The organism is Kosakonia sp. R1.Fl, assembly GCF_023516815.1.
Taxonomy (GTDB): Bacteria; Pseudomonadota; Gammaproteobacteria; order Enterobacterales; family Enterobacteriaceae; genus Kosakonia.
Map to the genome: position 1 here is coordinate 2,235,088 of NZ_JAMGSQ010000001.1, position 17,450 is coordinate 2,252,537.

A 17,450-nucleotide genomic window follows, 5' to 3' on the forward strand; every position below is an offset into this window, starting at 1 on the left:
ATACAAAAATAGATGAATTGAGTAACAAAGGAACGGCGTTATGAACCAGCAAATAGGGCTGCGAACCCCTGCAGATCTGGAAGATAAAGAGCATCTCATTTGGCAATCTTTAATGACCGCCATCGTTGAACATCAATTGCCGCCGGGAAGTAAACTGCCGGAAGAGGCGCTGGCGGAAGTTTTTGGCGTCAGCCGTACCGGGATCCGCAAAGTCTTAACCCGCCTTGCGACGGTGCAAATGATCACCATGACGCCCAGACGTGGTGCATTTGTCGCCAACCCCGGCGTTGAAGAGTCAAAAGCAATCTTCACTACCCGGAAAATGATCGAATGCGCCAATCTGCCGCTGGTGCTGGAACATCTGCAGCCGCCGCACCTTGCGGGGCTGGAAAACATCATCGCGCAGGAAGAAGAGGCGCATCAAAACCATGATGGCGCGGCGGCTATTCGCCACTCTGCGGCTTTCCATATCCAGCTGCAGGCCATTTCCGGTAATGCGGTGGTGACTGACATTATTACCACGCTGGCGCAGCGTTCGTCGCTGGTGATAGCTGCCTGGGGCGCGCCCTGGCAGCGCGGCTGCCGCTGCGACGATCATGACCAACTGATTACGCTGCTGCGTAAAAAGGATCTATCAGGGCTTAGTGATGCTATGGCCCACCACTTTGATCATATTGTTTCCAGTCTTCGCTTTGAGCGCAGCGGCGAGACATTACCGGATTTTGCCCGCCTGTTTGGTGCGCCAGGAGAACACTGATGAGCCAGTTTTGTATACAAGTTATCAATCCCAATACCAGCGCGGAAATGACCGCCACCATCGCCAGCGCGGCGCGCAGCGTGGCGTCGCCCGGCACCACCATTCTCGCCAGTTGCCCCTCGCAGGGAGTGGAATCAATCGAAGGACATTTTGATGAAGCCATTGCGGCGATTGGTGTGCTGGAGCAAATCAAACAGGGTAAAACCCAGGGCGCACAAGGACACGTGATTGCCTGTTTTGGTGACCCCGGATTACTGGCAGCGCGCGAGCTGGCGAGCGGGCCGGTCATCGGTATTGCCGAAGCGGCTATGCACGTGGCAACGCTTGTGGCGACGCGGTTCTCAATTGTTACCACGCTGCCGCGTACGGTAATTATCGCCCGTCATTTACTGCACCAGTATGGCTTCGAACATCACTGCGCCGCGCTGCATGCCATCGATTTACCGGTGCTGGCGCTGGAAGATGGCACGGGTCTTGCTCAGCAAAAGGTACGCGAACGTTGTATACAAGCCAAACGGGAAGATCACAGCGGCGCCATTGTGCTGGGCTGCGGCGGTATGGCGAACCTTGCCAGCGAGTTGACGCAAGAGCTGGGCATGCCGGTGATCGACGGCGTTACGGCCGCGGTGAAGATGGTGGAATCCCTTCTCGCGCTGGGGCTTGGCACCAGCAAATACGGCGATCTCGCGTATCCCAATAAAAAGCCGCTTTCAGGATGTTTCGAACAGCTTTGCTGAAAGCGGCCCCGTAAAGAGGTCGAATCAGCATGCAATCAGCAACGGACAAACCTTTCTGGCATTTCACCGCCGACTACCCCCGCGATATGGCAGGTTATGCGGGAAAACCGCCGCATGCCCGCTGGCCGGGCGGCGCGCGCATTGCCGTTCAGTTTGTCCTTAATTTTGAAGAGGGCGGCGAGAACCATGTGCTGCATGGTGACGCGGGTTCAGAGCAATTTTTGTCGGATATTATTGGCGCTGCCAGTTATCCCGCGCGGCATATGTCGATGGACTCGTTGTACGAGTATGGATCGCGCGCAGGGTTCTGGCGTATTCATCAGGCTTTTCAGCAACGTGGCCTGCCGCTCACGGTTTTTGGCGTGGCAATGGCGCTGGCGCGTAACCCTGAAATCGTCGCGGCGATCAAAGCGGCAGACTACGACGTGGTAAGCCACGGCTGGCGCTGGATCCATTATCAGGATCTTGATATTCAAACCGAACGCCAGCACATGCAGCAGGCGATCGAAATCCTGCAAACGCTGTTTGGCAAAAAGCCCCTTGGCTGGTACACCGGACGCGACAGCCCAAACACCCGTAAGCTGGTGGTCGAGCAGGGCGATTTTCTCTACGACAGCGACTATTACGGCGATGATTTACCCTTCTGGACCTCGGTAGAAGGGAAGCCGCATTTGATTGTGCCGTATACGCTTGATGCCAACGATATGCGCTTTGCCACGGCTCAGGGTTTTAACACCGCTGAACAGTTTTATACCTACCTGAAAGATAGCTTCGATGTGCTGTATGAAGAAGGTGAGCATGCGCCAAAGATGATGTCGATTGGCATGCACTGCCGCCTGCTCGGGCGGCCTGGGCGCTTTCGCGCACTGCAGCGTTTCCTTGATTACGTGCAAAGCCACAATGATGTCTGGATCTGCCGTCGCCAGGATATCGCCGAGCATTGGCTAAAGCACCATCCCTATAAGGGCTGAAGCAAGGCGAATGACCCGCCACCGTGCGGGCTTTTTCAGCGTGTGAGTCGGAGCTGCTGTAAGTTGCCATCCAGTTGCAGATCCGTTTGCAGTCGCGCCACATCGCGGCAGGTAAAGGCCATTGCTTTATGCGCTTCCAGTTTTTGCCGCCACTTTTCCGGCACGTCCGCAAGATTCTCGTACAACACTTCCAGCGTCGGGAAGGTGTTTAACAGTTGGGTTGCGCTTTTCGGGCCAATACCGGCAACGCCTGGCACCTTAGAGCTGCTGATCCCCGCCAGCCCCCAGTAATCCGGCAATTGTTCCGGCGTGACGCCATATTCCTGGGCGATAAAGGGCGCATCCAGCCAGCGTTTCTGGAAATAATCGCGGATACGAATGGTCGGGGAAAGCAACTGGCAATAGCCTTTGTCCGTGGAAACAATTGTCGCCTGCTGTCCGGCCTGCGCCATTTTCACCGCCAGCGTCGCGGCAAGATCGTCCGCTTCGTTACCCGGCGTGGCCCAGCAACGAATGCCGCGCTGTTCAAAAGCGCTACGCAAAGCGGGCATCTCGGCATGCAGCGTCTCCGGCATGGGCGGTCGTCCGGCTTTATAGTCGGGTAATAACTGGTGACGCCAGCCCTGGCTGCGAGCCTCATCATCAAACACCGCCACGGCGTGCGTCGGCTGGCTGTGAACCACAAGCTGTTCCAGCGCGTGAAGACAGGTGTCTACACAGGGCGATCCCTGCACCGCGTGGATCCGGCGGATAAGATTAAGCGCGTCGACAATTAACAGATGAGCCACAGATACCCTCCTTGAAATCGTGCCTAAGGGTAACATCGCGTGCGGCGTGAGGCTATGAAGCGGGGGATAATCAGGAAGATGCCTCGCAAAACGAGGCATCTGGCAGGGCTTAATCGCAGGTCACGATCTTCATCGCCAGCCCACCGCGTGAGGTTTCGCGGTACTTGGCGTTCATATCTTTCCCGGTTTCGTACATGGTTTCGATGACTTTATCCAGGCAGACGCGCGGCTCGCTGGTACGGCGCAACGCCATACGCGCAGCGTTCACCGCTTTTACCGACGCAATGGCGTTGCGCTCGATGCACGGCACCTGTACCTGGCCTGCGACCGGATCGCAAGTCAGACCGAGATTGTGTTCCATACCGATTTCCGCCGCGATGCAGACCTGCGCCGGGCTTGCGCCGAGCAGTTCCGCAAGGCCTGCGGCGGCCATCGAACAGGCAACACCCACTTCGCCCTGGCAGCCTACTTCCGCGCCGGAGATGGAGGCGTTCATTTTATAGAGCGAGCCAATCGCGCTGGCGACCAGCAGATAGCGAGCCAGTGAATTCGCGTTCACCTGACGAATAAACTTGTCGTAATAAGCCAGTACTGCCGGCACAATGCCGCACGCGCCATTGGTTGGCGCAGTCACCACGCGACCACCGGCGGCGTTCTCTTCGTTAACCGCCAGCGCAAACATGTTGATCCAGTCGACGACCTGCATCGGATCTTTACTGGTGTTATCACTGCTGACCAGCATACGGCGCAGCGCAGCGGCGCGGCGCGGAACGCGTAATTTGCCCGGCAACACGCCTTCGGTGGTAATTCCGCGCTCAATACCGCCCTGCATCACTTCCCAGACGCGCGCGAGGTGCTGTTCCAGCTCCTCTTTGCTGTGCAGCGCCAGTTCGTTCTTCATCATCAGACCAGAGAGTGAAAGCCCGGTTTCCTGACAGTGACGTTGCAGATCCGCCGCATTTTTGTACGGATAAGGTACGGCGACAGGCGCGTTGTTGGTCTGACCAAAATGTTCTTCGTCGACAATAAAACCGCCGCCGATCGAGTAATAGGTCTGGCTATAGAGAACCCTGTTGCCCGCGAGCGCGGTAATACGCATGCCGTTCTCATGCAGCGAGAGGTTATCGGCATGGAAGTTCATGCATTGATCGACCGGAAACTCGACTTCGTGCTCGCCGTTAGCCAGCAGCAGGCGGCCGTGCGTGTTTACGTCCTGAATAAATCCTGGAATAGCATCGATATCGACGCTATCCGGCAGGTTACCCGCCAGACCCATAATGATAGCGATATCGGTGTGGTGCCCTTTACCTGTCAGTGAGAGGGAACCGTAAACGTCTACCACCACACGGGTCACGTCGTGCAGCATGCTGCGAGCAATCAGATCGTCAGTGAATTGTTTACCGGCTTTCATTGGGCCAACGGTGTGCGAGCTGGAAGGGCCAATGCCGATTTTGAAAATATCGAATACGCTGATCATGACGCATTATCCATTGCAATGAGAGTCGCGCCGCCCATGGCGAGCGGCGCGAAAGAGATTAGCTGAACAGAGAGTAGAAGATCGCGGAGATAGCGATAAGGCCCATGATAACAATGAAGATGTTGCTGATTTTACCGCTGTATTTACGCATTGCCGGTACTTTGGCGATGGCGTACATCGGCATCAGGAACAGGATCATCGCGATAATCGGGCCGCCCAGAGTTTCAATCATTCCGAGGATGCTCGGGTTCCAGGTTGCTACAGCCCAGGTGGTCAGCAGCATAAACAGCGCGGTAATGCGGTTCAGCTTGTTGATTTCGATGCTTTTACCTTTGCCACGCAGGGACTTGATCACCATACCGTTGAAGCCTTCACGCGCACCCAGATAGTGGCCGAGGAAAGATTTGGTGATGGCGATCATCGCGATGATCGGTGCCATCCAGGCGATGATCGGTGCGTTAAAGTGGTTTGCCAGGTAAGAGAGAATCGAGATGTTCTGCTGTTTCGCCGACGCCAGATCAGCCGGAGAAAGGCTCAGTACGCAGCTGAACACGAAGAACATTACCGTCAGCACCATCATGATGTGTGCGAACGCCAGAATACGTGAACATTTGCTCTCTGCTTCGTTGCCGTACTCTTCACGTTTTGCCACCGCAAACGAGGAGATGATCGGCGAGTGGTTAAAGGAGAACACCATCACCGGAATAGCCAGCCACAAGGTCATCCACAGGCCGTTACCGGTTGCGGAAGTGCTGTTCAAAGACAGCGTGTCGAGTGCTGCACCGTTCCACTGCGGGATCAGGTAAACCGCCAGCAACATCAGGGCGATAACAAACGGGAACACCAGAATACTCATCGCTTTTACAATCATCTGCTCGCCAAAACGCACGATGGTCATCATGCCGACAATCAGGATCAGCGACAGAATGGCGCGCGGCGGCGGCGTCATACCCAACTGGTGGGTCATGAAGCTGTCAACGGTGTTGGTGATCGCCACGCTGTAGACCAGCAGGATCGGGTAGATAGCGAAGAAGTAGAGCAGGGTAATCAGTTTACCCGCGCCGATACCGAAGTGCTCTTCAACCACCTCGGTGATGTCTTCACCCGGGTTTTTACCCGACAGCACAAAGCGAGTCAGACCGCGGTGTGCGAAGTAAGTCATTGGGAAAGCGAGGATGGCCATGATGATCAGCGGAATTAAACCGCCAACACCGGCGTTAATTGGCAGGAACAGTACACCAGCGCCGATGGCAGTACCGTACAGGCCCAGCATCCACATGGTATCCGTTTTGCGCCATGAACTTCGTGTAGCCGATGTGGCCAGCGTACTGGTTTGAGTGGTTTCCATTTATAAATCTCCTGGGAAAAGCAAAATGCTGGCATGACGGGCGAATACAATGCCTGACAGGCTGGCGGTAATATTAAATTCGGTCAATCACGGTTTTTTTATAATTTCTTCCCGCAATTATTTGCGGCGGAAAGATACATTTATGTTATGACTCTATCAGTGATCAGGATCGCAATTGCAATAAATCACTTTTTATGTGGATATATTTAGACCATCTCTCTGCTTAATGATCTAGAGATGAAATTTATGGGCGCGAAGGCTATCACCAGCAAGATTTGCGATCAAACGCACACCGTTGAAAGACGATAAATACCCTGTAAAAAACCGCTATCGTAGTGATTTATCGACGTTTAAGGGCAACTGAAACGTATGAATATGCTGGCGATATGGGTGTGAGCTGTGTGGGAAAAAATCCGAGGTATAAGGGCGACTTATAGGTCGCCCTGGGAGATCAGGCGCAGATTTCGTAGCAGGGAATGTACGCGCTGCCTGGCAGTTTCATACGATGCTGGGCGACAAAGCCCTGTAGCAGGTCATCCATACGGCGCATCATGTCGCTATCGCCATGAATTTTATACGAGCCGAACTCCTCAATCGCCCGAATGCCGTGCTCTTTCACGTTACCCGCCACGATGCCTGAGAACGCCCGGCGCAGATCCGCCGCTAACGTTTCCACCGGCTGATCCGGATAAAGTTTCAGGTTAGCCATATTTTCGTGCGTCGGTTCAAACGGCACCTGCAGATCCGGCGCGATACGGATAGACCAGTTGAAACTATAGGCATCCCCGGTTTCACGACGGTTCTCTTTCACGCGCGGCATCGCTTTTTTCATCTGCCGCGCCACTTCAGCCGCATCATTAATGATGATGGTGTAGTGTTGTCGCGCGGCTTCGCCCAGCGTGTTGACGATAAATTCGTCCAGCACGCGGAAATAATCCGCACTCTCTTTTGGCCCGGTCAGAATCAGCGGTAGTACCTGGTTTTTGTTGGCCGGGTTCATCAAAATCCCCAGCAGATACAACAACTCTTCCGCCGTGCCTACGCCACCCGGGAAGATGATGATGCCGTGCGCGATACGGACAAACGCTTCCAGACGTTTTTCAATATCTGGCATGATGATAAGTTCGTTGACCAGCGGATTTGGCGGCTCAGCGGCAATGATCGACGGCTCGGTCATGCCGATAAAACGACCCTCTTTATAGCGTTGCTGCGCGTGGCCGACGGCGGCACCTTTCATGGGCGCTTCCATCGCACCTGGGCCGCAGCCCGTGCAGATGTTCAGCTCACGCAGCCCAAGCTGCGTTCCCACGCGGCGCGCGTAGAGGTACTCGGTTTCGTTAATCGAGTGGCCGCCCCAGCAGACCACCATGCTCGGCGCTTCACCGACATGCAGCGCGCGGGCGTTACGCAAAATGGAAAAGACCAGGTTGGTGATATGGATGGAGCTTTCCAGATTTAAATGCTGGACGCGTCCAGCGTTATGAATCTGCCCATTAACGAAGAGAATATCGCGCAGAACAGCAAACAGGTTGGCCTGCAGCGAGCGAATAATGCGCCCGTCGACAAAGGCCTCTTCCGGTGGGTTGATCAACTCCAGCTTTACGCCGCGTTCACGGCGTAACACGTTGATATCAAAACTTTCGTTACGGGAGAGCAGCTCTTTGCTGCTGTCGGTCTGGCTCCCTGAGTTCAGTACAGCGAGCGAGCAGTTGCGAAACAGTTGATACAGGTCGCTGCTGGCCGTGCGTTTAAGCATATCGACTTCCAGCTGCGACAGCATATCCATTGAGCCAAGCGGGCTAATATGTGTAATCAAGTGAACTCCTTACGGGACGAAAATTTTATCTTTCCCGTGATTACAATAGCCCTGGCTTATGACGTTTAACAACCTGTCGCGTGGGATCTTCCACGCAGAGTCGTAAAATGTTGGGTTTTACTGGCGTACTAACCGACCGGTTGCAGGGACAAAATCGGTGTTGGTGCGCCATGGGTTGATATCCAGCCCGCCGCGTCGGGTATAGCGCGCGTACACGCTCAGTTTTTCCGGCTGGCAGAAACGTTGAATGTCCGTGAAAATGCGCTCCACACATTGTTCATGAAATTCATTGTGATGGCGGAAAGAGACCAGGTAGCGCAGCAATTTTTCACGGTCGATTTGCGCGCCGCGATACTGGATTTGCACCGAGCCCCAATCCGGCTGGTGGGTGATCAGGCAGTTCGATTTTAATAAATGGCTGACCAGCGTCTCTTCCACAACCTTTCCGCTGGCGGCATCGGTTAACAGCGCGGCGTCAAAGTCGTAACTCTCGATCGCAATATCCTGGTCGTCGATACAGGTGCCGTGAAAATGGGCGACAGGCTGCCCTTCCAGTTCATCAATACGGTACAGCACCACGTTGACATCACCCTGGGCGCAGGCGCTTAAATCGCGTTGCAACGTATCGTGCACCTCTTGCCAGGTGGCAAAACGTGTCTGGTTAAAACTGTTGAGATAGAGTTTGAAGCTTTTCGATTCCACCAGATTGATGCTGGCGTGATCCAGCTCAACGTGGCCAACCGCCACCTGCGGCAAACCTTTCGCGTTGAGCCAGGAGAGTTCATACAACGTCCAGATATCCGCACCGCGAAAAGGCAAGTTCTCAGCGTTTAAGCCTAACGGATCGCGGTTTAACGAACGGGGAACGCCCTGCAGCAAGCTGGCGTCGTAGGTGTCGCGGTAATCGGTGGTTTTGCCAAGCGTCAGGCCAGCCAGCGCCTGGTGGTTATCATAAGAGGACATGTTTCATCGCCATTTTGCAGGTAAACTATGTCGCAGAGTTTATCCTGGCTTATGTGAAGAGAGAAATCGGTGGAAAAAGAGACGGCGCATGCCCTGAAAGCCTTTACGGAACGTTACTGTAATGCGTGGCACGCACAGCGAGACAGCTGGCCGCAAAGCGAAGAACTTTACGGTATTCCCTCGCCGTGCATTATTTCTTCCACCGACAAATACGTTATCTGGCAGCCAAAACCGTTCGTACCAGAACGAAATGTAAACCCAATTGAACAGGCCATGGAAATTGTGGTACAAACGCCGCTCCATACCTTTTACACCACACAATTTGCCGGTGATATGACCGCGCGTTTTGGCGAACTGACGCTGACGCTGCTGCAAACGTGGAGTGAGGATGACTTCGTGCGTATGCAGGAAAATCTGATTGGTCACCTGGTTACGCAGAAAAGACTGAAGTTATCGCCTACACTTTTTATTGCTACGCTCGACAGCGAACTGGATGTGATTTCGCTGTGTAACCTCAGCGGCGAAGTGGTGAAAGAGACACTGGGTACGCGTCAGCGCACTGTTCTCGCCCCAAGCCTCGCGGCATTCCTCGACCAACTCGAACCCGTTGTGTAATCCTCTATACTACTCATCGTGTGAGAGATCTCTTACACGACCTGTAAGAGATCGCCAGGTCTTTTTCCATACTTCTGATGCGCCTTCTCATTCATAATTAATATAAATCATGAGGTTAATCTAAAACCTTTCATCTTTTATGGCTTCATTCAAAGGTGAATTTGCGTTAAGTATTCTTGTAAGACGCTACGTAATCGGTAATTCTATTTGAGTCGACACGGAGTCTGACAACGAAGCGTACATCAGGATGATGTTGTTTCGAGGACTCACCAGGACGGTGCTGCAAGGAAAGGCTTCAGGACGAAGCAAGGGGACATCGCTGGAATGCGTTAACGGACACCTCCAGGACGGAGAATGAGAGCCGGTAAGGATACCCGGCAGATCAGGAAGATCCAGGACACGCTTTACGGATGAGGCCATGTCACATCGGGGTGGTGTGAGCAAGATGCGCTGTTTAAGGATGAACGGGTCAGGAGACCGCAGGAAAAGTTTTCATGGATGAGCAGGGAGCACACGAGTAGCGGGACTGCTGCGAAACGAACCGGGAGCACTGTTTTTACAGTGCTCCCTTTTTTTATTTGTTCCGCTCTTTGGTATGCTGCGCGCCAGTCTGATTATTCCGGGGGTTTATATGACTCAACATCAACGTGTGCGTGAGCAACTTCATCTTCTCGAAGCGCAACTGCGCGAACAGAATCTTTGGCAAACCAGCGCGCCAGCGGCAAGCGCCTTCGAAAGCACACAGCCTTTTTGCATGGACACCCTTGAGCCGTTCGAATGGCTGCAATGGGTGCTCATTCCTCGCATGCATGCTTTGTTGGATGGTCAGCAGCCATTACCGCAGGCGTTTGCCATCGCGCCGTACTATGAAATCGCCCTGGATGCGACCCATCCGTCCCGTGATGTGATGCTGGTGCATTTACAGCAACTTGATGCGCTGTTCAGCGACGAAAACGCCTGATGCTGGAGATTATTTACCAGGACGAGTGGCTGGTGGCGGTGAATAAACCGTCCGGCTGGCTTGTACATCGCAGCTGGTTAGATCGCGATGAAAAAGTGGTGGTCATGCAAACGGTGCGCGACCAAATCGGCCAGCACGTTTTTACCGCCCATCGTCTCGACAGGCCCACTTCCGGCGTGTTGTTAATGGGCTTATCCAGCGAGGTCGGTCGCCGCTTAGCACAGCAATTTGAGCAACATCAGATTCAAAAACGCTATCACGCCATTGTGCGTGGCTGGCTGATGGAAGAGGCGTTGCTTGATTATCCGCTGGTCGAAGAGCTGGATAAAGTGGCCGACAAGTTCGCCCGCGCCGATAAAGAGGCGCAGCCAGCCGTAACGCACTATCGCGGGCTGGCAACGTGCGAAATGCCAGTGGCAACCAGCAAATTTCCCACCACGCGCTATGGTCTGGTCGAACTGGAACCGAAAACGGGCCGCAAGCACCAATTACGTCGCCATCTGGCGCATTTGCGCCATCCGATTATTGGCGACAGTAAACACGGCGATTTGCGGCAAAACCGTAGCGCGGCAGAGCACTTTGGCTGCAACCGCCTGATGCTGCATGCCAGCCAGTTAACGCTGACGCACCCGTTTACCGGCGAACCGTTAACGATTTGCGCCGGGCTGGATGAAACCTGGATGGGCGCGCTGTCGCACTTTGGCTGGCGCGGGCTTCTCCCTGAAAATGAAAGGGTTGAGTTCTTGCCAGTGAGCCGCCAGGATGAGGGCAATCAGGAATCACGCAAGGAGTGATGAGCATGGCGAAGGTCGGAATTTTTGTTGGCACCATGTACGGCAATTCGCTGCTGGTGGCGGAAGAAGCGCAGGAGATCTTACAGGCGCAGGGCCACAAGGCGACGGTAATTGAAGATCCCGAAGCCAGCGACTGGGAAAACAACAAAGGCAATTACGCGCTGATAGTCACCTCCACGACCGGTCAGGGCGATTTGCCGGAAAGCATTGCGCCGCTGTTCCATTATCTGCGCGACACCGTGGGTTATCAGCCCGATCTACACTATGGCGTCATTGCCCTGGGCGATAGCACATACGCCCATTTCTGCGGCGGGGGTAAGCAGTTCGATGCCTTGCTGCAAGAGCAAGGTGCGCAGCGTATCGGCGAAATGTTGCTGATTGACGCCAGCGAAGATCCGGAACCGGAAACCGTCTCTAATCCGTGGGTTGAGCACTGGGCGACCTTGCTGAAATAACCTGTCTTCCTCTCCGTACGCGGGGAGGAAGCCTCTCTTTTTGCCGCGTCAAGCGACGCATTTCACACTCTTTAACGCTGCCTCTCTTTTGACCGCCTTCGGTCTGCTCCATTTTCATTTCCGTGAAGTACTCCCCATCCGCCTGGGCTAATGCCTTAAAGGGCATAGCCGCGCCCGGCGAATGTTGTGTTGTTGCACGGTGAGAGTTCAAAAGGCGCTCCATATACTTTTTCTTGCCAGTTAAAAAAACGCGGCCCGCCAGGTATGGCAAACCCGGCAGGAGCAGCAAAAACACAATGACATCATCCTGTCTTCCCCTACAGGTTGCGCCGTACAGGATGAATGGACAAAAGAACATTTATGCTTCGGGAGTACAACCATGAGTACATTTAGCCAGGCGGCGAGCGGCGCTGAAAAGCGTACCAACGCCCGCTACTGGATAGTGGTGATGCTGTTTATCGTCACATCCTTCAACTATGGCGATCGCGCCACGTTGTCGATTGCCGGTTCGGAGATGTCCAAAGCGATAGGTTTGGATCCGGTCGGTATGGGTTATGTTTTCTCCGCGTTTTCCTGGGCTTATGTGATTGGCCAGATACCGGGCGGCTGGTTGCTTGACCGCTTCGGATCAAAACGCGTCTATTTCTGGTCTATCTTCACCTGGTCGCTGTTTACCTTGCTGCAAGGCTTCGTCGACATCTTTAGCGGCTTTGGCATCATCGTGGCGCTCTTCACCCTGCGTTTTATGGTCGGTCTGGCCGAATCCCCTTCCTTCCCTGGCAACAGTCGCATCGTTGCGGCCTGGTTCCCGGCGCAGGAGAGAGGCACGGCGGTGGCGATTTTTAACTCCGCGCAATACTTCGCGACGGTGATCTTTGCGCCGATCATGGGCTGGCTGACGCACGCTGTGGGTTGGTCGCATGTGTTCTTCTTTATGGGTGGTCTCGGCATTTTCATCAGCTTCCTGTGGCAGAAAATGATCCACGAGCCGAACCAGCATCCGGGCGTAAACAAAAAAGAGCTGGAGTACATTGCTGAAGGTGGCGCGCTGATCAACATGGATCAGGCGAAAAATGCTGAGCATGTTCCGTTCTCAGAAAAATGGGGGCAGATCAAACAGCTGCTGGGTTCCCGCATGATGATCGGCGTCTATCTGGGCCAGTACTGCATTAACGCCCTGACCTATTTCTTTATCACCTGGTTCCCGGTTTACCTGGTGCAGGCGCGCGGCATGTCGATTTTGAAAGCGGGTTTTGTTGCCTCGATACCGGCGATCTGCGGCTTTGTGGGTGGCGTACTGGGCGGGATCATTTCCGACTGGTTAATGCGCCGCTACGGCTCGCTGAACGTGGCGCGTAAAACGCCAATCGTATTGGGGATGCTGCTCTCCATGAGCATGGTGTTCTGCAACTACACCGACTCCGAAACGCTGATTATCGCTTTCATGGCGCTGGCTTTCTTCGGTAAAGGTATCGGTGCGCTGGGTTGGGCGGTGATGGCAGATACCGCGCCGAAAGAGATCAGCGGCCTGAGCGGCGGTCTGTTCAACATGTTCGGTAACATCTCCGGCATCGTGACGCCGATTGCCATTGGCTACATCGTCGGTACGACCGGCTCGTTTAACGGCGCGCTGATCTATGTCGGTATCCATGCGCTGGTGGCGGTACTGAGTTACCTGGTGCTGGTGGGTGATATCAAGCGTATCGTGCTGAAACCTGTGACAGGACGTGAATGATGAATACACAAGCAAGCCCGATTATCACCGGGATGAAAGTCATTCCCGTGGCCGGGCATGACAGCATGCTGATGAACATCGGCGGCGCGCATAACGCTTACTTTACCCGCAACATCGTGGTGCTCACCGATAACGCCGGAAACACTGGCGTCGGTGAAGCGCCGGGCGGCGAGGTGATCTACAACACGCTGGTCGACGCCACGCCGATGGTGGTGGGGCAGGAAGTGGCGCGGTTGAATAAAGTGGTGCAGCGCGTACATAAAGGCAACCAGGCGGCGGATTTCGACACCTTCGGTAAAGGCGCCTGGACTTTTGAACTGCGCGTGAACGCGGTCGCGGCACTGGAAGCCGCCCTGCTGGATCTGTTAGGCAAAGCGCTGAATGTTCCGGTGTGCGAACTGCTTGGCCCTGGTAAACAGCGTGATGCGGTGACGGTGCTGGGTTATCTGTTTTATGTTGGCGATCGCACCAAAACCGATCTGCCCTATCTGGAAGCGACGCCTGGCAGCCATGAGTGGTATCACCTGCGTCATCAGGAAGCGATGAACAGCGATGCGGTCGTGCGCCTGGCGGAAGCGTCACAGGATCGCTACGGCTTTAAAGATTTCAAACTCAAGGGCGGCGTACTGCCAGGCGAAAAAGAGATCGACACCGTGCGGGCGCTGAAAAAACGCTTCCCGGACGCGCGCATCACGGTTGATCCCAACGGCGCCTGGCTGCTCGACGAAGCTATCAGCCTGTGCAAAGGCCTTAATGATGTGCTGACCTACGCGGAAGATCCGTGCGGCGCAGAGCAGGGCTTTTCCGGGCGTGAAGTGATGGCGGAGTTCCGTCGCGCCACCGGCTTGCCGGTAGCGACCAATATGATTGCCACCAACTGGCGTGAAATGGGCCATGCGGTGATGCTAAACGCGGTGGATATCCCGCTGGCGGATCCGCACTTCTGGACGCTTTCCGGCGCGGTACGCGTGGCGCAACTGTGCGACGACTGGGGATTAACCTGGGGTTGCCACTCCAACAACCATTTCGATATCTCGCTGGCGATGTTCACTCACGTTGGCGCGGCAGCACCGGGAACGCCAACCGCCATCGACACGCACTGGATCTGGCAGGAGGGCGACGCGCGCCTGACCAAACAGCCGCTGGAGATCCGCCAGGGAAAAATCGCCGTACCCGATGCACCAGGCCTTGGCGTTGAGATCGACTGGACGCAAATCGAAAAAGCGCACGCGGCATACAAGAAGCTGCCCGGCGGCGCGCGCAATGACGCAGGCCCGATGCAGTACCTCATCCCTGGCTGGACGTTTGACAAAAAACGCCCCGTTTTTGGACGTCATTGATAGACCAAAAGGATTAAAAAATGAGCACATACAGTTCGACACCCGTTGTCTCCTCCATGCAGGTTATCCCGGTTGCGGGCCACGACAGCATGTTGATGAACCTGAGCGGCGCGCACGCCCCGTTCTTCACCCGCAATATCGTGGTGATTAAAGACAACGCCGGCCACACCGGTGTGGGGGAAATCCCCGGCGGCGAGAAAATCCGTCAAACGCTGGAAGACGCTATTCCGCTGGTGGTCGGTAAGACGCTGGGTGAGTACAAAAATATCCTCAACACCGTGCGCAATAACTTTGCCGACCGCGACGCTGGTGGCCGTGGCCTGCAAACTTTCGATCTGCGTACTACGATCCACGTGGTGACCGGCATTGAAGCGGCGATGCTGGATCTGCTCGGTCAGCACCTCGGTGTGAACGTCGCTTCCCTGCTTGGCGAAGGCCAGCAGCGCAGCGAAGTGGAGATGCTCGGTTACCTGTTCTTCGTTGGCGACAGCAAAAAAACGCCGCTGCCGTACCAGAGCCAGCCGGATGACAAGTGCGACTGGTATCGCGTGCGTCACGAAGAGGCGATGACGCCGGATCGCGTGGTGCGACTGGCGGAAGCCGCGTATGAGAAATATGGTTTTAACGATTTCAAACTGAAAGGCGGCGTGCTGGCGGGAATGGAAGAAGCCGAAGCGATTTCCGCGCTGGCAAAACGCTTCCCGCAGGCGCGCGTGACGCTCGATCCGAACGGTGCCTGGTCGCTGGATGAAGCGATCAAAATCGGTAAGCACCTGAAAGGCGTGCTGGCGTATGCGGAAGATCCGTGCGGCGCGGAACAGGGCTTCTCCGGTCGTGAAGTGATGGCGGAGTTCCGCCGCGCGACCGGCCTGCCGACTGCCACCAATATGATCGCCACCGACTGGCGTCAAATGGGTCATACGCTGTCACTGCAATCAGTGGATATTCCGCTGGCGGACCCGCACTTCTGGACCATGCAGGGTTCGGTACGTGTGGCGCAGATGTGCCACGAGTTCGGTCTGACCTGGGGCTCGCACTCGAATAACCACTTTGATATTTCGCTGGCGATGTTCACCCACGTTGCCGCTGCGGCACCGGGCAATATCACCGCTATCGATACGCACTGGATCTGGCAGGAGGGCAACCAGCGCCTGACTAAACAGCCGTTCGAAATCAAAGGCGGGATGGTGCAGGTGCCAAACAAACCGGGTCTTGGCGTAGAGCTGGATATGGACCAGGTGATGAAAGCCAACGAGCTGTATCAAAAACATGGCCTCGGCGCGCGTGACGATGCCATGGGAATGCAATACCTGATCCCGGACTGGAAATTTGATAACAAACGTCCGTGCATGGTGCGTTGATGAAATTGCCAGTCCTTGCGGGGGCTGGCATTTCCTCATCTTTGCTGGGTGTATGCTTAAAGCCGTGAATATGCGTAAGGATGGCTTATGAAAATTGTGATCGCACCAGACTCTTACAAAGAAAGTTTAAGTGCCCTGGATGTGGCGACCGCGATTGAGAGCGGTTTTCGTGAAATTTTCCCCACGGCGGAATACGTCAAAATACCGGTGGCGGACGGTGGCGAAGGGACGGTTGAAGCCATGGTCGCCGCTACCGACGGGCGTATCGTTAAGGTCGCGGTAAAAGGCCCGCTCGGCGAGCAGGCGGAAGGGTTCTATGGGATTTCTGGCGACGAGCAATCCGCTTTTATCGAAATGGCTGCCGCCAGCGGGCTGGAAATGGTGCCCCCGGCCAAACGCGACCCGCTCATCACCACGTCCTGGGGCACCGGCGAGTTGATTCGCCATGCGCTGGACGCGGGCGTTAAACATATCATCATTGGCATTGGCGGCAGTGCGACCAATGACGGTGGTGCTGGCATGGTGCAGGCGCTGGGCGCAAAGCTGCTGGATGAGAATGGCCAGCAGATTGCACTGGGTGGTGCGGCGCTGGAAACGCTGGCGCGAATTGATACCGCGCAACTGGATAAACGCCTTGCCGGGTGCCGTATCGAAGTGGCCTGCGATGTGACCAATCCACTCACCGGAAAAGAGGGCGCGTCGGCGGTGTTTGGCCCGCAGAAAGGGGCGACGCCGGAGATGATCGACAGGCTCGATAAAGCGCTCGGGCATTATGCGCGGATCATTGCCCGCGACCTGGATTTGGACGTGCTGCACCTGGCGGGCGGCGGTGCGGCAGGGGGGATGGGTGCCGCGCTGTATGCGTTTTGCGGCGCAGAGTTGCGCCAGGGTATAGAGATTGTCACCGATGCGCTGGCGCTGGATGAGTACGTGATTGGCGCTGACCTGGTGATCACCGGCGAAGGGCGTATCGATAGCCAGACGGTGCACGGCAAAGTGCCAGTGGGTGTGGCGAAAGTGGCGAAGCGCCATAATATTCCGGTAATCGGCATTGCTGGCAGCCTGACCGCCGATGTTGGCGTGGTACACCATCACGGTATCGATGCGGTGTTCAGTGTGATCTACAAGGTCTGTTCGCTGGAAGACGCGCTGGAAAATGCCGGCGAAAATGTCCGCATGACCGCGCGCAACGTGGCGGCAGTGCTGAAAGCAGGGCAGAAGCTGTAACGTAAACCGCCCGGTAGCATGCTGGCTTATCGGGCTTGTTCTAACGCGTTCTCACTGGCCTAGTGGCGGCGTGTTGAGTGGATAATCAATGTGTTGTTTATCCAC

16 protein-coding genes are annotated in these 17,450 nt (G+C 55.4%); 11 read left to right on the top strand and 5 right to left on the bottom strand.

Features of this window, described 5'->3' with window-relative positions:
* The first annotated feature begins 40 nt into the window (after nt 1–40).
* From M8Q36_RS10365 to puuE, 3 genes are read left to right on the top strand one after another with little or no spacing between them, the layout of a single operon-like run.
* Nucleotides 41–757 carry a GntR family transcriptional regulator gene (locus M8Q36_RS10365; protein WP_249880810.1) on the top strand — a complete coding sequence of 239 codons (717 nt, stop codon included), beginning with the start codon at nt 41–43 and terminating at the stop codon, nt 755–757.
* Entirely contained in the window at nt 757–1,494 is a 738-nt protein-coding gene (locus tag M8Q36_RS10370; RefSeq protein WP_249880811.1) for an aspartate/glutamate racemase family protein, read from the top strand. Before M8Q36_RS10365 ends, M8Q36_RS10370 begins: the two co-directional genes overlap by 1 nt.
* A 29-nt stretch (nt 1,495–1,523) precedes the next feature.
* Complete coding sequence (gene puuE / locus M8Q36_RS10375; protein WP_249880812.1) at nt 1,524–2,465, top strand: allantoinase PuuE; 942 nt, start codon at nt 1,524–1,526, stop codon at nt 2,463–2,465.
* A gap of 35 nt (nt 2,466–2,500) precedes the next feature.
* On the opposite strand, the gene xni is transcribed toward puuE, so the two are convergent.
* The 5 genes from xni to queF form a co-directional block, all read right to left on the bottom strand.
* A complete protein-coding gene (gene xni, locus M8Q36_RS10380; RefSeq protein ID WP_249880813.1) occupies nt 2,501–3,253 on the bottom strand; it encodes a flap endonuclease Xni in 753 nt (250 codons plus the stop codon).
* A 109-nt stretch (nt 3,254–3,362) separates the two neighbouring features.
* Nucleotides 3,363–4,730 (bottom strand): L-serine ammonia-lyase, encoded by a 1,368-nt coding sequence (locus M8Q36_RS10385; RefSeq protein WP_249880814.1) that lies wholly within the window; start codon nt 4,728–4,730, stop codon nt 3,363–3,365.
* 58 nt (nt 4,731–4,788) lie between these two features.
* Entirely contained in the window at nt 4,789–6,078 is a 1,290-nt protein-coding gene (locus M8Q36_RS10390; protein ID WP_020456649.1) for an HAAAP family serine/threonine permease, read from the bottom strand.
* 451 nt (nt 6,079–6,529) lie between these two features.
* Entirely contained in the window at nt 6,530–7,894 is a 1,365-nt protein-coding gene (gene ppnN, locus M8Q36_RS10395; RefSeq protein ID WP_249880815.1) for a nucleotide 5'-monophosphate nucleosidase PpnN, read from the bottom strand.
* Nucleotides 7,895–8,011: 117 nt separating this feature from the next.
* Complete coding sequence (gene queF / locus M8Q36_RS10400) at nt 8,012–8,857, bottom strand: NADPH-dependent 7-cyano-7-deazaguanine reductase QueF (protein WP_249880816.1); 846 nt, start codon at nt 8,855–8,857, stop codon at nt 8,012–8,014.
* Between the two features lie 69 nt (nt 8,858–8,926).
* Here queF and syd point away from each other — a divergent pair, with 69 nt between their 5' ends.
* The 8 genes from syd (at nt 8,927) to M8Q36_RS10440 (ending at nt 17,345) form a co-directional block, all read left to right on the top strand.
* On the top strand, nt 8,927–9,472 hold the full coding sequence (syd, locus tag M8Q36_RS10405) for a SecY-interacting protein (RefSeq protein ID WP_249880817.1): 546 nt from the start codon (nt 8,927–8,929) through the stop codon (nt 9,470–9,472).
* A 631-nt stretch (nt 9,473–10,103) separates the two neighbouring features.
* Entirely contained in the window at nt 10,104–10,433 is a 330-nt protein-coding gene (locus tag M8Q36_RS10410) for a YqcC family protein (RefSeq protein ID WP_025263719.1), read from the top strand.
* A complete protein-coding gene (gene truC / locus M8Q36_RS10415) occupies nt 10,433–11,227 on the top strand; it encodes a tRNA pseudouridine(65) synthase TruC (RefSeq protein ID WP_249880818.1) in 795 nt (264 codons plus the stop codon). The genes M8Q36_RS10410 and truC overlap by 1 nt, the downstream gene beginning before the upstream one ends.
* Before the next feature lie 5 nt (nt 11,228–11,232).
* Nucleotides 11,233–11,682 (top strand): flavodoxin, encoded by a 450-nt coding sequence (locus M8Q36_RS10420; protein ID WP_249880819.1) that lies wholly within the window; start codon nt 11,233–11,235, stop codon nt 11,680–11,682.
* A gap of 379 nt (nt 11,683–12,061) precedes the next feature.
* On the top strand, nt 12,062–13,417 hold the full coding sequence (locus M8Q36_RS10425) for an MFS transporter (protein WP_249880820.1): 1,356 nt from the start codon (nt 12,062–12,064) through the stop codon (nt 13,415–13,417).
* A complete protein-coding gene (locus tag M8Q36_RS10430; RefSeq protein ID WP_249882752.1) occupies nt 13,417–14,757 on the top strand; it encodes an enolase C-terminal domain-like protein in 1,341 nt (446 codons plus the stop codon). Before M8Q36_RS10425 ends, M8Q36_RS10430 begins: the two co-directional genes overlap by 1 nt.
* A gap of 20 nt (nt 14,758–14,777) precedes the next feature.
* Entirely contained in the window at nt 14,778–16,118 is a 1,341-nt protein-coding gene (gene gudD, locus M8Q36_RS10435) for a glucarate dehydratase (protein ID WP_249880821.1), read from the top strand.
* Nucleotides 16,119–16,205: 87 nt separating this feature from the next.
* Entirely contained in the window at nt 16,206–17,345 is a 1,140-nt protein-coding gene (locus M8Q36_RS10440) for a glycerate kinase (RefSeq protein ID WP_045513310.1), read from the top strand.
* The last annotated feature ends 105 nt before the right edge of the window (nt 17,346–17,450 follow it).

Excerpts from the sequence above, each read along its gene's own strand:
- M8Q36_RS10365 (WP_249880810.1), top strand. The coding sequence starts at position 41 with ATGAACCAGCAAATAGGGCTGCGAACCCCTGCAGATCTGGAAGATAAA.
- M8Q36_RS10430 (WP_249882752.1), top strand. The coding sequence starts at position 13,417 with ATGAATACACAAGCAAGCCCGATTATCACCGGGATGAAAGTCATTCCC.
- M8Q36_RS10410 (WP_025263719.1), top strand. The coding sequence starts at position 10,104 with ATGACTCAACATCAACGTGTGCGTGAGCAACTTCATCTTCTCGAAGCG.
- M8Q36_RS10440 (WP_045513310.1), top strand. The coding sequence starts at position 16,206 with ATGAAAATTGTGATCGCACCAGACTCTTACAAAGAAAGTTTAAGTGCC.
- M8Q36_RS10370 (WP_249880811.1), top strand. The coding sequence starts at position 757 with ATGAGCCAGTTTTGTATACAAGTTATCAATCCCAATACCAGCGCGGAA.
- M8Q36_RS10425 (WP_249880820.1), top strand. The coding sequence starts at position 12,062 with ATGAGTACATTTAGCCAGGCGGCGAGCGGCGCTGAAAAGCGTACCAAC.
- puuE (WP_249880812.1), top strand. The coding sequence starts at position 1,524 with ATGCAATCAGCAACGGACAAACCTTTCTGGCATTTCACCGCCGACTAC.
- M8Q36_RS10420 (WP_249880819.1), top strand. The coding sequence starts at position 11,233 with ATGGCGAAGGTCGGAATTTTTGTTGGCACCATGTACGGCAATTCGCTG.
- truC (WP_249880818.1), top strand. The coding sequence starts at position 10,433 with ATGCTGGAGATTATTTACCAGGACGAGTGGCTGGTGGCGGTGAATAAA.
- gudD (WP_249880821.1), top strand. The coding sequence starts at position 14,778 with ATGAGCACATACAGTTCGACACCCGTTGTCTCCTCCATGCAGGTTATC.
- queF (WP_249880816.1), bottom strand. The coding sequence starts at position 8,857 with ATGTCCTCTTATGATAACCACCAGGCGCTGGCTGGCCTGACGCTTGGC.
- M8Q36_RS10385 (WP_249880814.1), bottom strand. The coding sequence starts at position 4,730 with ATGATCAGCGTATTCGATATTTTCAAAATCGGCATTGGCCCTTCCAGC.
- M8Q36_RS10390 (WP_020456649.1), bottom strand. The coding sequence starts at position 6,078 with ATGGAAACCACTCAAACCAGTACGCTGGCCACATCGGCTACACGAAGT.